Below are 18470 nucleotides of genomic sequence, written 5' to 3'. Positions count from 1 at the left end.
TTACAAAGCATAAGGGCGAAAACCGCATTTGCCGCGATTTTCGCCCTGTCCTGGCCAGCGAGCGGTGGTTACGTCCCCACTTGCTGAGGGTTTGCCAACTTAATCCACATGCAACTGGACGTCGTTGTCGTGTGTTGCAGCCTCAACCGAGGCCAGCGCCGTCATGTTCACCACGCGCCGGACCGATGCCGTTGGCGTGAGGATATGCGCGGTAGCCGGGATGCCCAGCAGGATTGGCCCCACCGTCAAGCCATCGCCCGCAGTCATTTTGAGCAGGTTGAACGAGATGTTCGCGGCATCCAGGTTCGGCATGATCAACAGATTGGCGTCGCCCTTGAGCGTGGAGTGCGGGAACACGCGCTGACGGATTTCCGCCGAAATGGCTGCGTCACCATGCATTTCTCCGTCGATTTCCAGTTCAGGTGCGCGTTCACGCACCAGCCGCAATGTGGCTTGCATCTTGCGGGCGGACGGGCTGTCCGACGTGCCGAAACTGGAGTGCGACAACAGCGCGACTTTGGGCGCGATGCCAAAATTGCGCACCGCTTCTGCCGCCATCAAGGTGATGTCGGCCAGTTGTTCCGCAGTCGGGTCCTGGTTGACGTAGGTATCAGCAATGAAAATGTTGCCGGTTGGCAGCAGCAGCGCATTCATCGCACCCGTGGTCGCCGCACCTTGCTTGGGGCAAAGTACATTGGTGACATAGAAATGATGCTGGTGATAGCGCCCGGTCAGGCCACAGATCAGCGCGTCGGCTTCACCGCGTTTTACCATCAATGCGCCAATCAGCGTCGGTTTGCCGCGCACTTCCAGTTGCGCCTGCTCTTCCGACACGCCCTTGCGCATCATTAGAGAGTGGTACAGCTTCCAGTACTCGCGATAGCGCGGATCGTGTTCGGGATTGCAGATTTCAAAATCCACGCCGTGCTTGATACGCAAACCCAGGTGCTCAATGCGCTTGAGGATGACTTTCGGGCGGCCAATCAGAATCGGCACACACAGCTTCATGTCCACGGCTTCTTGCACGGCATGCAGTACGCGCTGGTCTTCGCCCTCGCAATACACCACGCGTTCCTGCTTCTTGCGAGCGGCCGAGAACACCGGGCGCATAAACAGGTTGGACTTGTAGACGAACTGGGTCAGGTCTTCGATATACGCGTGCATATCGGTGATCGGCCGTTCGGCCACGCCGCTATCCATGGCCGCCTGCGCAACGGCAGGCGCGATCTTGATGATCAGGCGTGGGTCGAACGGTTTGGGAATCAGATATTCCGGGCCAAATTTCAGGCTCTGGCCACCATAAGCATCGGCCACCACGTCGGATTGTTCCGCGTGGGCCAGATCAGCGATGGCGGTTACTGCAGCGCGCTTCATTTCTTCATTGATCGTGGTGGCACCGACATCCAGCGCGCCACGGAAAATGAACGGGAAGCACAAAACATTATTAACCTGATTCGGATAATCCGAGCGGCCAGTACACACAATGGCGTCGGGGCGCACGGCCTTGGCAGCCGGCGGAGCAATCTCGGGGTCGGGGTTGGCCAGCGCCAGAATCAGCGGTTTGGCAGCCATGCGCGTGACCATTTCTTGAGTCACAACGCCAGGGCCAGACAAACCCAGGAAAATATCCGCGCCATCAATCGCGTCGCTCAGCGTGCGGGCAGGGGTGTCACGCACGTAGCGGGCTTTGGTCTCATCCAGGCGTTCGTCACGGCCGGTGTAGATCACGCCTTTGGAGTCGCAAACCAGTACGTTTTCGCGTTTCAGGCCCATGCCAACCAGCAAATCCAGACACGCAATCGCTGCCGCGCCAGCACCGGAACAGACCAGTTTGACGTTTTCGATCTTCTTTTCGACGTAACGCAAGCCGTTCTTTACCGCGGCGCCGGTAATGATGGCAGTGCCGTGTTGATCGTCGTGGAACACCGGGATATTCATGCGTTCACGCAGTTTGCGTTCAACGATGAAGCACTCCGGTGCCTTGATGTCTTCCAGGTTGATGCCGCCGAAAGTGGGTTCCAGCGATGCGATGATCTCAACCAGCTTGTCTGGGTCGTTTTCCGCGACTTCGATATCAAATACGTCGATACCTGCGAATTTCTTGAACAATACGCCTTTGCCTTCCATCACTGGCTTGCCCGCTAGCGGACCGATATTGCCCAGACCGAGTACGGCGGTGCCGTTGGAAATCACCGCGACCAAGTTGCCCCGTGCGGTCATGTTGCGGGCTTCCGCCGGGTCTTCGACGATGGCCATACATGCGGCAGCAACGCCCGGGGAGTAGGCCAGTGCCAGATCGCGCTGGCTGGCCAGAGCCTTGGTCGGTACGACCTGGATCTTGCCGGGCTTGGGAAAGCGATGATAATCCAGTGCTTTTTTATTCAGTTCTTCATCCATGTACGACTCCGATGCCTTTCAACTTTGTAGTAGTCAGTGGTGATTGAATGCTTGAATCAACTAAATGGCGGTTAGCGTGATGCTGGACGTCTGCCCGGCCGAAAACAAGTCAGGGTTTTGCCGAATAGGGAAAGCGTGATGACCTCTGGGCTGCGGGCGTTTGAAACGGAGCGCCGGAGCCGAAAAACAAACAAGGGGCGCGAGGCCCCTTGTTTGGTAGTGCTATGAGAAACGAATCGAAACGGCATCATTACCCAGCCACGTTTTCAGTGAACCCACCAGATCGTCATGCAAAGTAACGCGCCAGATATTGCCCAGAGCCAGCCGGCAACTGGCGTTGTCATTGTGATATTCGATTTCAACCTGGCAAGCACCGCCAGACCAGTTATCCAGCGCTTGTCGTAGTTTGGCCGGGTCGGCATTGCCGTTGAATTTGAGCGTAAGTGCCTGCGCAAACTGGCTGCGCGCTTCCGCGATGTCCATAACCCCGTCCGCAATCACACGCAGGCCGCCAGAGAAGCGATCTTCACTGATTTTGCCTGGGATGACCAGCAAGGCATCTTCAGTCAATTTGGTGCGATTGGCTTCAAATACCTCTGAATATACGGTGACGTCTTGTTTGGCAAAACCGTCATCCAGCGTCACAAACGCCATGCGCCCACGCTCGCCATTTTTGACGCGCACACCAATCACAATCCCGGCGACAAACTGAATGTCTTTACGCGGTTGCAAGCGATCCAGGCGGGTTTTGATAAAGGCTTTGACGTCTTTGGCATAGGCGTCAAACGGGTGACCGGACAGATAAAACCCGATTGCCGGTTTTTCTTCGGCCAGCCGGGTTTTGTCGTCCCACGCAGGAACGGTAATCCATTCCACCGTTGGCGCAGCAGAAGGCTCGAACACGTCAAACAGACTGCCTTGATTGGCGTTGGCAGCAGCGTGCTCGGCCAGACTCATGGCTTGCTCAACGTTGCCCAGCAGCTGCGCGCGATTGGGTTCAAGCGCATCAAACGCACCGCCGCGAATCAGCGCTTCCAGCACGCGTTTGTTGACTTCTTTCTTGTCGGTGCGCATGCAGAAGTCATAAAGATCGGTAAACGGACCGTTGGCTGCACGCTCGGCCACGATCATGTTAACCGCGCCTTCACCGACGCCCTTGATGGCGCCCAGTGCATAACGAATCTGCCGCTTACCCACTGGCACAAAGCGGTACATGCTGTGGTTCACGTCCGGCGGCAGCATTTCGAGTTTGTTTTTCTCAATGCAATCGTCGTAGAACACCTTCAGCTGGTCGGTGTTATCCAGTTCCGAACTCATGGTCGCGGCCATGAAAGCGGCGGTGTGGTGCGCCTTGAGCCATGCTGTGTGGTACGACACCACCGCGTAGGCGGCCGTGTGCGACTTGTTAAAGCCGTACTCGGCAAACTTGGTCATCAAGTCGAACAGGTTTTCTGCCAGCGCCGGGTTGTAGCCTTTTTGCGCCGCACCTTCGGCAATGGTTGCCCGGTGCTTGGCCATTTCTTCGGGCTTTTTCTTGCCCATGGCCCGGCGCAACATATCCGCGCCACCGAGCGTGTAGCCACCGATAATCTGCGAAATCTGCATCACCTGCTCTTGATACACGATCACGCCATAGGTTGGCTCCAGACACTTTTCCAGATCGGGGTGGAAGTAGTCCGGTTTCTCCAGACCTTTTTTCCGGTTGATAAACGTATCAACCATGCCGGAACCCAGCGGGCCCGGGCGGTAGAGTGCCAAGACCGCGATAATGTCTTCAAAACGGTCAGGCTGGAGTTTTTCCAGCAGCCGTTTCATGCCGTCCGATTCAACCTGAAATACCGCAGTTGTATTGGCATCGCGGAAAACCTGGTAGGCCGCTTGATCGCCAAAACCGAGACTCATCAAGTCGATGTATTCGCCGGTTTGCTCTTTGATATATTGCAGGGCCAGTTCGATAATCGTCAGATTTCGCAGGCCCAAAAAGTCGAACTTCACCAGCCCGACTTGCTCAACGTCATCTTTATCCAGCATGGAGACGGGTGACGAATCCACTCCGCTGGCTTGGTATACCGGGCAGAAGTCGGTGATCTGGCCCGGAGCAATCAATACGCCCCCGGCATGCATGCCGATGTTACGGGTGAGGCCTTCGAGCTTTTTGGCCAGTTCCCACAGTTCGGCGACTTCTTCTTCGTTTTGCACCCGTACGGCTAGTTCTGGCACCATTTCGGTGGCATCGTCCAGGCTGTATTGCTTGCCTGGCGCAGCTGGAATCAACTTGGACAGGCCATCGACAAACATATACGGTAAATCGAGCACACGACCCACGTCGCGCACCACCGCTTTGGCGGCCATGGTCCCGAAAGTGGCAATCTGGCTCACCGCTTCGGCGCCATATTTGCCGCGCACGTATTCAATGACACGCCACCGGTTGTCCTGGCAGAAGTCGATATCAAAGTCGGGCATGGAAACCCGTTCCGGGTTCAAAAAGCGCTCGAACAGCAGGGCGTAGGCGGTGGGATCGATGTCCGTAATACCCAGCGAATACGCCACCAATGAACCCGCGCCCGAACCCCGGCCTGGCCCCACCGGGCAGCCGTTTTGCTTGGCCCAGATAATAAAGTCGGCCACGATCAGGAAGTAGCCCGGAAAACCCATCTGGATGATGGTATCGGTCTCAAACTTCAGCCGTTCCTGGTAACGCGGGCGTTCGGCATCGCGCTGGGCCTGATCCGGATACAGCTGCGCCAGTCGCATCTCCAGGCCTTCTTTGGCCTGATGCACCAGGAAGTCATCCAGCGTCATGCCTTCCGGAGTAGGGAACAGCGGCAAGAAATTTTTGCCCAGCACGATATTGATATTGCAGCGCTGAGCGATGGTAATGGTGTTGGCCAGCGCTTCCGGAATATCGCTGAATAACTCCTGCATTTGAGCAGGTGTTTTGAAATACTGCTCTTCAGTAAAATTACGCGGGCGGCGTTTGTCGGAGACGACGTAGCCTTCCGCAATGCAAGTCCGGGCTTCGTGCGCCTTGAAATCGTCCGGTGCCATAAACTGGATGGCATGGGTTGCGACGACGGGCAAATCCAGTTCGGAGGCAAGATCAAGATGGCCTTGCACGGAGACTTCGCACTCTGGCTTGCCAGTGCGTTGCAGTTCCAGGTAAAACGCATTTGGAAAGCGAGCGTGCCACCATTGCGCCAACTCTCTGGCACCTTCCAGATTGCCATTCAGCAAGGCTTGGCCGATTTCGCCCTGATGGGCGCCAGACAGACACAGCAAACCGCTGTTGTCGCCTTCATCCAGCCACGCTTTTTTAAGCTCAGCCCGTCCGCGATACTGGTTTTCCAGATAGGCCCGCGTCAGCAACTCGCACAAGCGCCCGTAACCACCGCGATCGCGCGCAACGAACAGCACGCGGGTCGGTTTGTCGCGGTCTTCTTCGTTTTCGATCCATGTATCCAGCGCCACAATGGGCTTGAGACCGGCGCTGCGGCAGGACTTATACAACTTGACCATGCCAAACAGGTTCATCAGATCCGATACGGCAACAGCGGGCATGCCTAACGCTTTGGCATGACTTACCGCGTCGTCAATGCGCACGATGCCGTCGGTCACAGAGAATTCGGAGTGCAGGCGGAGATGGATAAATGCAGGGGTATTCATAGCGCCGATTCTATCACCCCTCGCCGTGCCAGGCATGCCCCGAGGAGTGCGCGTGTGGGATCCCTCTGGCTTGCTCGGTGGCCAAAGTTACGTTATGTTGTTGATATCAATGGGAGTGTTTTATGGATTCCGCATCTTCTGCATCAACGGCAAGCAGCTTGCTAAATTCTCTGGTTCTGCAACCCGCAGCGACCAACGTGGCTGTTGGCGTCGGGGTAATGAAAAAAGCCAACGACGCGCAGGCCTCGGCAGCGCTGAGCTTGCTGCAGGCATTACCGCCGGTGCCGCAATATAACAACCCGACTAATCTGGGCAACGCGGTAGATACCAAGGCGTAATGGGGAGTCTCCCCGCGCGTGAGTTGGTGGTTCAGCCACCGGATTAAAAATACGACCTGAGGGTCGTTTTTTTTCGTCTGAAGATTATTTTGTGCGCCGCACAAATATTGCATTGACATGTATCGGCGTTCTGCCACAATGCTTCCAGATGTTGCGTTGCACAAATCCTAAAGGAAAGATCATGACGTTTGGTTCCAACCGTTTTGCCGAAGAGTTTTCCCGCGCTCAACAAGTCGGGATCGAGCGGTCCTTGAATTACGCACAGACCTTTCTGGCCGGTGCGGAGCGTTTGTGGGGCGTGCAGCTGGGCTTTGCCAAGACTGTGGCTGCCGATAACGTTGAGGCGATCAAAGCCTTCTCGCAGACCAAAGATGTGCAGGGTGCTTTGGCATTACAGCGTGGCCTGGTCGAGCCGCTAATTGAAAAAGCCACTGCCGCATGGCGTGAATCCATTGGCATTGCGCAAGCAACCCAACAGGCCTTGAGCGAATTGGTCGAACAGCAAGTCAAAAAATCTGGCGATGAGGTGCTTTCCGGATTTGACGCATTCGCTGATCAAGCGCCCGCCGGTGCCGAAGGCATCAAAGTGTTGCGCAATGGCGTAGCGGCTTCGCTGGACGCTTATGGCACAACAGTAGCCGCTGCGCGCAAGCAGAGCGAAGAGTGGGTTGCCACTGTAGTACAGAATGTGACTAAAGCAGCGCCTGCGGCGAACGGTCGTCGCAAAGCTGCTTGAGCAAATGTTTTAACGTTTCAAAGCGCATATCTGCCGATTGCGATTATGGCCCTCTGACGAGGGCCATTTTTTTTGCCAACGCACCACCGATACTGGCTTAGCCTTGTGCTGTTGAAGTGTCAGGACGCGGTTGCGGCGGACGGGCTTGGGACGACTGGGAGTATCAGCAGCCACTGTGCTAGCTCCCTCGCCAGTGCATTAGAGCTACCTTGGAGCAAGAGGCCACTTTGCGCGGCGTGCCATGGAGTGAACGGCTCGGTGTCGAGGGCCAGGTAATCCCGCGCCTCTCGCTGCAGCTTCTCAAAACCGCCGTGAACCAGGTATTGCCAAGACTGCAGATCAAACGGCGTGCTGCCGGGTTGCTGCAACGCGCGCTGTAACCACAACCAGACCTCTCCAGACTGCATTAGGCAGGCACCGCTTGTGGTCTGCAAAAACGCGCCAGCCCCGGGGCCGCCTGCGTGAAGCCATGCGTTGGGCAGGGCTGGCGACAACGCTGCAATGATGGGTTCGGCTATTGCAAGGTCACTGTGCTTTGCACCGACAGCGAGCATCCAGCCGTAGATTTGCCCGAGGGGGTTTTGCAAGTTGCCGGCTATATCCAGCAGATGCCAGCCCTGTGCATCGGCTTGGCTTTTCCATGCCAGATATTCCGCGAGCCCTTGCGGGTTCACCAACACCAACGTGCTGTCGGGGGTGGGTGCAGGCGGCAAAGCAGTTGGAGTTTCTGCCGGAAATACCGGCACCCCCAATCCTGATCGCGCCAGGCGGCCAAGGATGGAGGATGCGAGCGCCGCTGGGGCAACCAGGCAAACTTGCGTGAGCATTGGAATCAGGCAGTCAATTGCTTTGACAGTTGTTCATCAATTGTTTCAAGCCTTCGGTGTCTTTCAGTTCGATGAGCCTGTTCTGTACTCGAATCAGACCATTGTCCTGGAAGCGCGATAAGGTTCTGCTTACCGTTTCCAGCTTCAGGCCGAGGTAGCTGCCGATTTCTTCGCGCGTCATGCGCAGATGAAAGCTGCTGTGCGAATAGCCACGTAAGGCAAAGCGCTGCGAGAGATTGAGCAAGAACGCAGCAATCCGTTCCTCTGCCTTCATATTGCCCAACAGCAGCATTACGCCATGATCGCGGACGATTTCGCGGCTCATCATCTTGTAAAGATGGCGTTGCAGGTTGGGAATACGGCGCGACATGGATTCGATTTCAGCAAAGGGCAGTTCGCATACTTCGCTATCTTCCAACGCAACTGCGTCACAAGTGTGATGGTCGGTGCTGATTGCATCCATGCCCATCAACTCACCATTCATGTGAAAACCGGTCACTTGTTCGCGACCATCTTCAGAAACGATGCTGGTTTTGAAGAAGCCGAGGCGCACTGCATAGAGTGCATGGAACGGCTCACCGGCACGGTAGAGTGCTTCGCCGCGCTTGATGGGGCGGCCCTGGCTGACCAATTGATCAACTTGTCGCATTTCTTCGGGCGACAAGCCAATGGGCAGACACAGTTCACGCAAACTGCAATTTGAGCAGGCGTGCCGCAGTTGCTTGAGGCCGGTTTCGCGTAACTGAATTGGTGACAGCATGATGTTGTTCCACTATGACTTGAAATTTTTACGCCATTGCAGCGGCACCCTTACACAATCCTGTGTGCCGCTTCATCGAATTCTGTGCCGCTTATTGAGCCAGGTCACGTATCCTCGCAGTAGATGCTAGCATCATGCGAGTCGTATTGATTTGGATCAAGTAACTATGTCCCAGATGTAGGCAAAATCTTTACCCTGTGTTTTAGGGGTAGGACAAATGCATACAACACCGTTGATCCAGCAGGTCGAATTCGATCGATCTCTTGTCGAGCGCTACGATGGCAAAGGCCCTCGCTACACGTCTTATCCCACCGCAGACCGATTTGCCGAGCTTGAAACTGCCGATTATCGCGAGATGCTGTTGCATTCGCGTGTAGGTGAGGCGGACAAGCCTGCTTCTTTATATTTTCATCTGCCGTTTTGCAATACGATTTGCTATTACTGCGCTTGCAATAAAGTGATTACCAAAGATGAATCACAGGCAGTTAAATATACAGAGTATCTACAAAAAGAAATACAGCTTCACGTAAATATATTGCCATACCGAATGAAGGTTGGCCAGATCCACTTTGGGGGTGGTACACCGACTTTTTTGCCGGAAACCCAACTAGCCACTTTAATGCGCGCAATTAATGATAATTTCGACATTCTGACGGATGGCGAATATTCAATCGAAATTGATCCGCGCAAACTTGAATTATCAAAAATAGCGTTGCTGGCTGAAACGGGTTTTAACCGGGTGAGTGTTGGCGTTCAGGACTTTGACGAGAAAGTGCAGCGCGCCGTTAACCGGATTCAGAGTGAAGAGCAGACCCGCAAGGTGATTGACGCCGCGCGCGCTTCCGGGTTTCGTTCAGTCAGTATCGACTTGATCTATGGCCTGCCGTTCCAGTCTGTAGCTAGTGTCATGCAAACCATCGACCGGGTGCTGGACATCCATCCAGACCGCATTGCGCTTTATAATTATGCCCATTTGCCTGAGCGCTTCAAGCCGCAACGACGCATTGATACGGCCGCATTGCCCGACTCATCGGCCAAGCTGGATATACTGCATGCAGCCATCGACAAATTGACTGCCGCTGGTTACGTTTATATCGGCATGGATCACTTTGCATTGCCGGATGATGATCTTTCCATTGCCCAGCGCCGTGGTACTTTGCAGCGTAATTTCCAGGGTTATTCAACTTACGCGGAATCTGATTTGCTGGCATTTGGTGTATCCGGAATTGGTAAGGTTGGGGCCGGGTATTTTCAGAATTCAAAAAATATCGATGAGTATTACGAGATGCTCGATCGTAATCAATTGCCAATTGAGCGCGGGTATATTTTGAATATGGATGACTTGCTGCGCCGTTCGGTAATTCACGGATTAATGTGTCGCTTTAACCTCAATTTTGGACAGATTGAAACCGCCTGGTTACTGGATTTCAAAACCTACTTCGCCCCCGAAATGGGGCGGCTGTCACAGATGGAGCAGGACGGCTTGTTGCAGTTGAGCGAAGAGGGCATTGAGGTCACGCCTAAAGGACGCATGCTGATCCGTTCCATTGCGATGGTGTTCGACCGTCATCTGCGCGAGAAGACCACCGCAGCGAGCTATTCGCGCCTGGTTTAAGGTAAGCTCAGACCGGCATGCGGCGTGCAACGCGCCGTGGCGGCTGGCCTTGAGGCCGCCGCAGATTGTTTTCTTTGCCAGGGTTCTGATTTGCACGATTTTGACCTTCTTGCTTTTTTCGTGGCCGGCCTGCTGGGCGGTGGTCACTGCTTTGGTATGTGCGGCGGGGTGGTTGCTGCATTCAGCCTGCAGTTGCCGCCAGGTCCGCGCTTGCGTTATCACCTCGGTTTTAATCTGGGCCGGATTGGCGGTTACGCGCTGATCGGGGCTTTGGTCGGTGCCATTGGTTCGTTGCCGGCGCTTGTTTCGCTGCAGTCGATCAAGGTAGTCCTGTTTGTACTGGCCAACCTGCTATTGATTGCGGTGGGCTTGTATCTGGCTGGATGGTCGACCTGGGTGACTCGGCTGGAAACCGTTGGTCGGCCCGTCTGGCGAAAAATTCAGCCCTTACTGGCGCGTCGCTTGCCTGTCAGGCACTGGCGAGACACGTTTATTATCGGTGGCCTATGGGGCTGGTTGCCTTGCGGCTTGGTCTACACCGCAAGCTTGTCAGCTTTGGCTAGCGGCAGTGTCGTTCGAGGGGCCCTGATAATGCTTGCCTTTGGGCTGGGAACACTGCCAAACCTGTTGTTGATTGGCCAGGCGGCGGGGCGTGCAAACCTTCTGTTGCGCAAGCCTTTGGTCAGGCTTGTGGCAGGATTGTTATTTGTGTCGTTTGGTATCTGGCGCCTGGTTTCACTGCTGCTATTTAGTCATATAGTCCTTTGACAGACTATTCAGTGCAACGTAACTGAACTAAAATCTGTCAGCTTATGCCTTTAGCATCGTTGAATAGGTCAAAACCCAGCATGCCCACGCCGATCCTCGTTGTCGACGATTCCACTATCGCACGCAAAATGCTGATCAAAGCGTTGCCGCCGCAATGGGATGTGGAAATCACCCAGGCCAGCAATGGTCTCGAAGCGCTTGAAGCTTACAAAAATGGAAAGGCTGATGTGATGTTTCTTGACCTGACCATGCCAGATCTGGATGGTTATGGCGTCCTGGAAACGCTGCAGAAAGAAGGCCTGAACTCTTTCGTGATCGTCGTTACCGCCGACGTACAGACCCTCGCTCGCGAGCGTGTACGGGCGCTGGGCGCGGCTGCTTTCGTGAAAAAGCCTGTCGATCCGGTTAGCATTGAGGCTGTTCTGCGCGAGTACGGGATCAACCTATGACTGCGATTGCTTTGAACGAAGACCAGCGCGATGCGCTGCAGGAAGTAACCAACATCGCCATGGGCAGGGCGGGAGCTTTGCTGGCACAAATCATGGGCGGGTTTGTGCATTTGTCGGTGCCGGGGATTTGCCTTGCGGATGCGAGCAATATCTCCGAAACCATTGCTAACACCGTCGGGCGTGAGCTGGCCGTTACCGCAGTGCGCCAGTCTTTCAGCGGCATGTTGCGTGGCGAAGCCGTGGTGATCTACGACGAGCGTGGCTGTCGCAACCTGGCTGATCTCATGGGCTACGAAGACGAGATCGGCGCCTCCACCGAACGTGAGTTGCTGCTTGATGTCGGCAATGTGCTGGTCGGCGCATGTTTGAACGGCATTGCCGATCTACTGTTGTCGCCACTTTCATATTCGCCACCTACGCTGATTGCCGAAAACGCCGAGGTTGACCGACTGATTAACCCCGAGCAATTGACGTGGGATTGCGCCTTGCTGATTCAGGTGCGCTTCACCCTGGAAATTCGCGATTTCACCTGCCATTTGCTCACGCTGATGCCGGAAGAATCCATCACCCAACTGAAAAAGGCGCTTGATGCGTTCATGGAAAGCATCTAATGCTGGAGACGTTGCGCAATTTCATTATCAGTGAAGTCGGTGTTGGCATTTTCGCGGTGGACAAGCAGTACCGGGTTTTACTGTGGAATCGCTTTATGGCAGACCACAGCGGCGTGAGCGCCGAGGCCGCGATTGGGCAGAATCTGTTTGAACTGTTCCCGGACCTGCCGCAAAAGTGGCTGGCCAAAAAGGTGGACGGCGTATTTACGCTGCACAACTTTGCCTTCACCTCGTGGGAGCAGCGCCCCTGGCTGTTTCCGTTCCGGCACAACCGGCCAATTACTGGCGGCATTGATTTCATGCAGCAAAACTGCACGTTCATGCCGGTACGTGAAGCCACAGGTGAAGTCAGCGCCGTAGCGGTCACGGTTTCGGATGTGACTGATGCGGCGGTTTACCAAAGCATGCTGAAGCAGGCGATGGCCAAGCTCGAAGAAAGCTCCAGTCGCGATGGTTTGACCGGGGTTTACAACCGCCGCTTTACTGAAGCGCGGTTGGTGGATGAAATCGCCAGGGTCGAGCGTTATCAGGCTGAAACCTTCAGTGTGATCCTGCTGGACCTGGATCATTTCAAGCAGATCAACGACACCCACGGCCACCTTGGCGGCGATGAAGTGCTGCGCGAGGTGGTGGAGCGCATTCGCCGGGTGCTACGCGATACCGACGTGTTCGGACGCTACGGTGGTGAAGAGTTCTTGCTAATGCTGCCGCAAACGGGTCGGGACGGCGCTATTGCCGCAGCTGAGCGCATTCGGCGCGCCATTGCCGAAAGCCCGATCAGCTACGACGAGGTGCCGATTGCCGTCACAGGCAGCCTGGGCGTGGCAGTTTACGAACCGGGCACACCCAAGGTTGATCGCGTAAAAGCCCAGGCCGATCTGGCCTTGTATTCGTCCAAACGGGCCGGGCGTAATCGCGTGACGTTCTACAGCGCGCAAATGGTTGACAAGGAACTGGGCGCGGATTGATTTGCGCTTGTTGCTTTTTTGCACAGTCATTTTTCTGCGCTATCCACGCACTCGATTTCTCCTTTCTGGCGGGTAATCTCCCGCCAATTCAAGCGCTTCGGCGCACTGCAGCACCGGCAAGCGCTTTTCTTGTAATTACTGTTACATTCTTCGCGATATTCTGAACTCATCTGCGGTAAGCCTCGTCTATAACAAAAAGCGAGGGGGCGCGATGCCACCTCGTTGTCCAGCGCCGCCCCTTGCTGCTTTGACTACCCGTTTCAAACCCCACCTGGCGACGCGTGGCAGCCGTATCCCAATCCACCGAAGCTGGAGATGCGTCATGGACGTGTTCAATCACTATGCCTCGAGATACGAGCGCACCCGCGAAGAAGAACTCACGCTAAAGGAATATCTGGAGTTGTGCCGGCAGGATCGCTCGGTTTACGCGACCGCTGCCGAACGCATGTTGATGGCGATTGGCGAGCCGGAGATGGTCGATACCCGCCTGGATTCGCGAGCGTCGCGCATCTTCCAGAACAAGGTGATGCGGCTGTACCCGGCGTTTCGCGAATTCTATGGCATGGAAGAAGTCATCGAACAGGTGGTGGCATATTTCCGCCACGCCGCGCAGGGGCTGGAAGAAAAGAAACAGATTCTTTATCTGTTGGGGCCAGTGGGTGGCGGCAAGTCGTCCATTGCGGAAAAGCTCAAAGAGCTGATGGAACGCGTGCCGTTCTATTGCCTGAAAGGCTCGCCGGTAAACGAGTCGCCGCTGGGCTTGTTCAATGCCGATGAGGATGGCGAAATCCTCAAGGAACAATACGGCATTCCGGATCGCTACCTCAAAACCATTCCGAGCCCGTGGGCGGTGAAGCGGCTGCATGAGTTCAACGGCGACATTAACCAGTTTCGTGTGGTGAAACGTCATCCTTCGGTACTGCGGCAAATCGCCATTTCCAAGACCGAACCGGGCGATGAAAACAACCAGGATATCTCCTCGCTGGTGGGCAAGGTGGATATCCGCAAGCTGGAAAAATACGCCCAGGATGACCCGGATGCGTATTCGTATTCCGGCGGTCTGTGCCTGGCCAATCAAGGCTTGCTTGAGTTTGTGGAAATGTTCAAAGCACCGATCAAGGTGTTGCACCCGTTGCTGACGGCTACCCAGGAAGGTAACTTCAAGGGTACGGAAGGTTTTGGGGCGATTCCGTTTGAAGGGGTGATTCTGGCTCACTCCAACGAATCGGAGTGGAAGCAGTTCCGCAACAACAAGAACAACGAGGCCTTCCTCGACCGGATCTACATCGTCAAAGTGCCGTACTGCCTGCGGGTGTCGGAAGAAACGCGCATCTACGACAAGCTACTGCGTAATTCATCTCTCTCGGCCGCGCCATGCGCGCCAGGTACGCTCAAGATGATGTCGCAGTTTGCGGTGCTGTCACGACTCAAGGAGCCGGAAAACTCCAGTCTGTATTCCAAGATGCTGGTGTACGACGGTGAGAACCTGAAGGACGTCGACCCGAAAGCCAAATCCATGCAGGAATACCGCGACTTTGCTGGCGTGGATGAAGGCATGAGCGGGTTGTCGACGCGCTTTGCCTTCAAGATTCTCTCGCGCGTGTTCAATTTTGATCACCAGGAAGTGGCAGCCAACCCCGTGCATTTGCTGTACGTGCTGGAACAACAAGTCGAGCGCGAGCAGTTCGCGCAAGAGCAGGAACAACGCTACATCGCCTATATCAAGGAGTTCCTGGCGCCCAAGTACGTCGAGTTTATCGGCAAGGAAATCCAGACCGCTTACCTGGAGAGTTACTCTGAATATGGTCAGAACATTTTTGATCGCTACGTGACCTTTGCCGATTACTGGATTCAGGATCAGGAATACCGCGATCCGGATACTGGCGAGAGCTTTGATCGCAACTCGCTCAACAATGAACTGGAGAAAATCGAGAAACCGGCCGGGATCTCCAACCCGAAAGACTTCCGCAACGAGATCGTCAACTTTGTACTGCGCGCGCGGGCCAGCAACGCCGGCAAAAACCCGGCGTGGACCAGCTATGAAAAGCTGCGCACGGTGATCGAAAAGAAGATGTTCTCCAACACGGAAGAATTGTTGCCGGTGATTTCGTTTAACGCCAAAGCCAGTGCGGAAGACCAGAAGAAGCACGAGGACTTTGTGAACCGCATGGTCACCAAGGGCTACACACCCAAACAGGTGCGCCTCTTGTGCGAATGGTATCTGCGAGTGCGCAAATCGTCGTGACGAGGCAGATCGATGAGGTGGCCGGGAGCACCAGCGCCGAGTAGCAGCGCGCTGGCGTTTCCGGCAAGGGTTAATCCCGCTCGGGGGCGTTATGCATCATCTGATAGACCGGCGTTTGAACGGCAAGAACAAATCGGCAGTCAACAGGGAGCGTTTTCTTAAACGGTTCAAAACCCAGATTCGCGATGCAGTGGCCCGCTCGGTCAAGGATCGGTCCATTACCGATATCGAACGCGGGGAGAAAGTGTCCATCCCCGTTCGGGACGTCAACGAACCCACGCTGGGTCACGCCGCTGGTGGCGTGTGGGAGCGGGTTTTTCCCGGTAATAAAGAGTATCTGCGCGGCGATCAGATCAGCCGACCCGAATCTGGCGGGGGCGGTGGCAGCGGTGGTTCCGGGCAGGGCGGCGGTGGCGAGGACGACTTCGTTTTTGATCTGTCGCGCGAGGAGTTTCTCAATTTCTTTTTTGATGAACTCGAACTACCCAATCTGATCAAGCGCCAACTCACACAAACCATCACCTTCAAATCGGTCCGCGCCGGGTTCACCAGCGACGGCACGCCGACCAATATTCACGTGTTGCGTAGCTTGCGCAGCGCGCTCGGGCGCCGGATTGCGTTATCCGCCGAGCCGATGCGCGAGCTGAATGAAGCGCAAGAAGACCTCGACCAGTTGCTGGAAACGCGTGGTGAGCACGATCCGGTGGTGAAAGCCGCGCTGGAGAAAATCCATCTGCTCAAGGCGCGGGTAGCGGCGATTCCGTTTATTGATCCGTTCGACCTTAAATACTCCAACCGCACGCGCAACCCGATGCCGACTACGCAAGCGGTGATGTTCTGCGTGATGGATGTTTCGGGCTCAATGGATGAAAACAAAAAGGATATCGCCAAGCGGTTCTTCATCCTCCTGTATCTATTCCTGACGCGCATTTACGAGAAAATTGAGGTGGTGTTCATCCGCCATCACACGCAGGCGTATGAGGTTAACGAGGATGAGTTTTTCCACGCCCGCGATACCGGCGGCACGGTGGTTTCCAGCGCGCTCAAACTCACGCGGCAGATTATCGAGGCGCGTTATCCGTCATCAGACTGGAATATCTACGTGGCGCAGGCCTCGGATGGCGATAACTGGGATTCCGACTCACCCCAGTGTCGCGAACTGCTGGTAAATACCTTGCTGCCGCTGCTGCAGTACTACGCCTATGTCGAAATAACCGAAGGGGAGCCGCAGAACCTCTGGTACGAATATGAAATGGTGGCCCAGACGCATAAAGAATTTGCCATGCGTCGAATCAGGGATGCGTCGGAGATCTGGCCCGTGTTCCGGGATCTCTTTCGCAAGCATCCGGAAAAAGCGGTGGCCTGACCGGCCAGTGCAACGGCAGAGGATTCACCATCATGACGACTACCCGCAGTCGCAAAAGCCGCAGCGAGCTCGAGGCCTCACCGCCCGCCCGCGAGCCGCTGTCCACCGGTTCGGAATGGACCTTTGAACTGATCGAAAAGTATTACAAGGAAATCACCCGCATCGCCGCCGAGTTCGGGCTGGATACTTATCCCAACCAACTGGAGATTATCTCTGCCGAGCAAATGATGGACGCGTATGCCTCGGTGGGTATGCCGGTGATGTACAACCACTGGAGCTTCGGCAAGCAGTTTCTCTCCACCAACAAGCATTACCAGCGCGGCATGATGGGGCTGGCGTACGAGATTGTCATCAACTCCAATCCCTGCATTGCCTATCTCATGGAAGAAAACACCATGACCATGCAGGCGCTGGTGATTGCCCACGCCAGCTTTGGGCACAACTCGTTCTTCAAAGGCAATTATCTGTTTCGGACCTGGACCGAGGCCGATGCCATTATCGATTACCTGGTCTTTGCCAAACGCTATATTGCCGAATGCGAAGCGCGCCACGGCGAAGACAAGGTCGAAGAACTGCTGGATTCCTGCCACGCGCTGATGAACTACGGTGTGGATCGCTACAAGCGTCCGCAAAAACTCTCGCTGGAAAAAGAACTGGCCCGCGTGGCGGAGCGTGATCAGTACCAGCAATCGCAAATCAACGATATCTGGCGCACCTTGCCGCGCCGTGCTGAAGAAGAACACGCCGAAGCGCCGTCGCGCTTTCCGGCAGAGCCGCAAGAAAACCTGCTGTATTTTGTCGAGAAATTCGCGCCACTGCTGGAGCCGTGGCAGCGCGAGATTGTCCGCATTATCCGCAAGGTGGCGCAGTATTTTTATCCGCAGCGGCAAACTCAGGTCATGAACGAAGGTTGGGCCACGTTCTGGCATTACACGCTGATGAACAAGTTGTACGACAACGGCTCGATTACCGATTCGGCCATGTTCGAATTTCTGCACAGCCACACCAACGTGATCATGCAGCCAGGCGTGGACAGCCCGTATTTCAACGGCATCAACCCGTATGCGTTGGGTTTTGCCATGTATCGCGATATCCAGCGCATCTGCCAGGAACCCACTGAAGAAGATCGCCGCTGGTTCCCGGATATGGCGGGCACGGACTGGCGCAAAACGCTGGACTTTGCCATGCGCAACTTCAAGGATGAGAGCTTTGTGGCGCAGTATCTATCGCCCAAACTGATCCGCGATTTCCGCCTGTTTGCCATTCTGGATGACGACGAAAACGCCACGCTGAAAGTCTCGGCCATCCACGACGATGCCGGGTATGCGGAAATCCGCACCATGCTGGCGGCGCAGTACAACCTGGCTTATCGCGAGCCCAATATCCAGGTGTACAACGTCAACACGCGCGGTGATCGCTCGCTGACCTTGCGCCATTACCAGTATCAACGCCGGCCGCTGGCCAATAGCGTGCACGAAGTCCTCAAACACATCGCCCGGCTGTGGGGATTCTCGGTCAAGCTGGAGAGCGTGGATGAAGAGGGCGAAGTGATCCTGACTTACGACTGCAAACTGGAAAAACGCGGCAGTGCGTTTTAACGATTGACTGTCGACGGGGTTGAAAATCGACCTCAACTAGACGGAACCCGGAGAGAAACTTTCTCCGGGTTCTTTGTTTTTGCCGATATGGCCCGGTTGTGTGCAGTGGCGCGCGGCTGGCACTAAGAT

At 55.4% G+C, this 18470-nt stretch carries 14 protein-coding genes; 10 read left to right on the top strand and 4 right to left on the bottom strand.

From position 1 onward, the window contains the following. Positions 1–99: 99 nt before the first annotated feature. Entirely contained in the window at positions 100–2397 is a 2298-nt protein-coding gene (locus tag N7220_RS01130) for an NADP-dependent malic enzyme (RefSeq protein WP_283149635.1), read from the bottom strand. A gap of 222 nt (positions 2398–2619) precedes the next feature. Further along, positions 2620–6060 carry a DNA polymerase III subunit alpha gene (gene dnaE, locus N7220_RS01125; RefSeq protein WP_283149634.1) on the bottom strand — a complete coding sequence of 1147 codons (3441 nt, stop codon included), beginning with the start codon at positions 6058–6060 and terminating at the stop codon, positions 2620–2622. 158 nt (positions 6061–6218) lie between these two features. On the opposite strand from dnaE, the gene N7220_RS01120 reads away from it, so the two are divergent. Together N7220_RS01120 and N7220_RS01115 are read left to right on the top strand one after the other, a co-directional pair. Then, a complete protein-coding gene (locus tag N7220_RS01120; RefSeq protein ID WP_283149633.1) occupies positions 6219–6398 on the top strand; it encodes a YjfB family protein in 180 nt (59 codons plus the stop codon). Between the two features lie 181 nt (positions 6399–6579). Next, on the top strand, positions 6580–7134 hold the full coding sequence (locus N7220_RS01115) for a phasin family protein (RefSeq protein ID WP_283149632.1): 555 nt from the start codon (positions 6580–6582) through the stop codon (positions 7132–7134). 119 nt (positions 7135–7253) lie between these two features. Here N7220_RS01115 and N7220_RS01110 read toward each other — a convergent pair whose 3' ends face one another. Both N7220_RS01110 and fnr read right to left on the bottom strand, forming a co-directional pair. Further along, positions 7254–7880, bottom strand: coding sequence for a hypothetical protein (locus N7220_RS01110; RefSeq protein ID WP_283149631.1), 627 nt, complete (start codon positions 7878–7880; stop codon positions 7254–7256). A 94-nt stretch (positions 7881–7974) separates the two neighbouring features. Further along, positions 7975–8721 carry a fumarate/nitrate reduction transcriptional regulator Fnr gene (gene fnr, locus N7220_RS01105; RefSeq protein WP_283149630.1) on the bottom strand — a complete coding sequence of 249 codons (747 nt, stop codon included), beginning with the start codon at positions 8719–8721 and terminating at the stop codon, positions 7975–7977. A gap of 217 nt (positions 8722–8938) precedes the next feature. On the opposite strand from fnr, the gene hemN reads away from it, so the two are divergent. The 8 genes from hemN (at position 8939) to N7220_RS01065 (ending at position 18341) form a co-directional block, all read left to right on the top strand. Then, positions 8939–10336, top strand: coding sequence for an oxygen-independent coproporphyrinogen III oxidase (gene hemN, locus N7220_RS01100; RefSeq protein WP_283149629.1), 1398 nt, complete (start codon positions 8939–8941; stop codon positions 10334–10336). A 24-nt stretch (positions 10337–10360) separates the two neighbouring features. Continuing rightward, the gene (locus N7220_RS01095) at positions 10361–11104 is read left to right on the top strand and encodes a sulfite exporter TauE/SafE family protein (RefSeq protein WP_390901539.1); all 744 of its coding nucleotides are present in this window, start codon (positions 10361–10363) and stop codon (positions 11102–11104) included. Positions 11105–11184: 80 nt separating this feature from the next. Continuing rightward, entirely contained in the window at positions 11185–11553 is a 369-nt protein-coding gene (locus N7220_RS01090) for a response regulator (protein ID WP_283149628.1), read from the top strand. Then, positions 11550–12164: a hypothetical protein gene (locus N7220_RS01085; protein WP_283149627.1), complete on the top strand. Its 615-nt coding sequence runs from the start codon at positions 11550–11552 to the stop codon at positions 12162–12164. The genes N7220_RS01090 and N7220_RS01085 overlap by 4 nt, the downstream gene beginning before the upstream one ends. After that, complete coding sequence (locus N7220_RS01080; RefSeq protein ID WP_283149626.1) at positions 12164–13132, top strand: GGDEF domain-containing protein; 969 nt, start codon at positions 12164–12166, stop codon at positions 13130–13132. The genes N7220_RS01085 and N7220_RS01080 overlap by 1 nt, the downstream gene beginning before the upstream one ends. Before the next feature lie 322 nt (positions 13133–13454). Then, positions 13455–15377 (top strand): PrkA family serine protein kinase, encoded by a 1923-nt coding sequence (locus N7220_RS01075; RefSeq protein WP_283149625.1) that lies wholly within the window; start codon positions 13455–13457, stop codon positions 15375–15377. Between the two features lie 91 nt (positions 15378–15468). Next, on the top strand, positions 15469–16743 hold the full coding sequence (locus N7220_RS01070; RefSeq protein WP_283149624.1) for a YeaH/YhbH family protein: 1275 nt from the start codon (positions 15469–15471) through the stop codon (positions 16741–16743). Between the two features lie 32 nt (positions 16744–16775). Then, a complete protein-coding gene (locus N7220_RS01065) occupies positions 16776–18341 on the top strand; it encodes a SpoVR family protein (RefSeq protein WP_283149623.1) in 1566 nt (521 codons plus the stop codon). Positions 18342–18470 lie beyond the last annotated feature (129 nt).

It is taken from the genome of Silvimonas soli, from assembly GCF_030035605.1.
In the GTDB taxonomy this organism is placed as follows: domain Bacteria; phylum Pseudomonadota; class Gammaproteobacteria; order Burkholderiales; family Chitinibacteraceae; genus Silvimonas; species Silvimonas soli.
The sequence above is the reverse complement of the archived record's forward strand: the minus strand, read 5'-3'. Positions and strand labels throughout refer to the sequence as shown.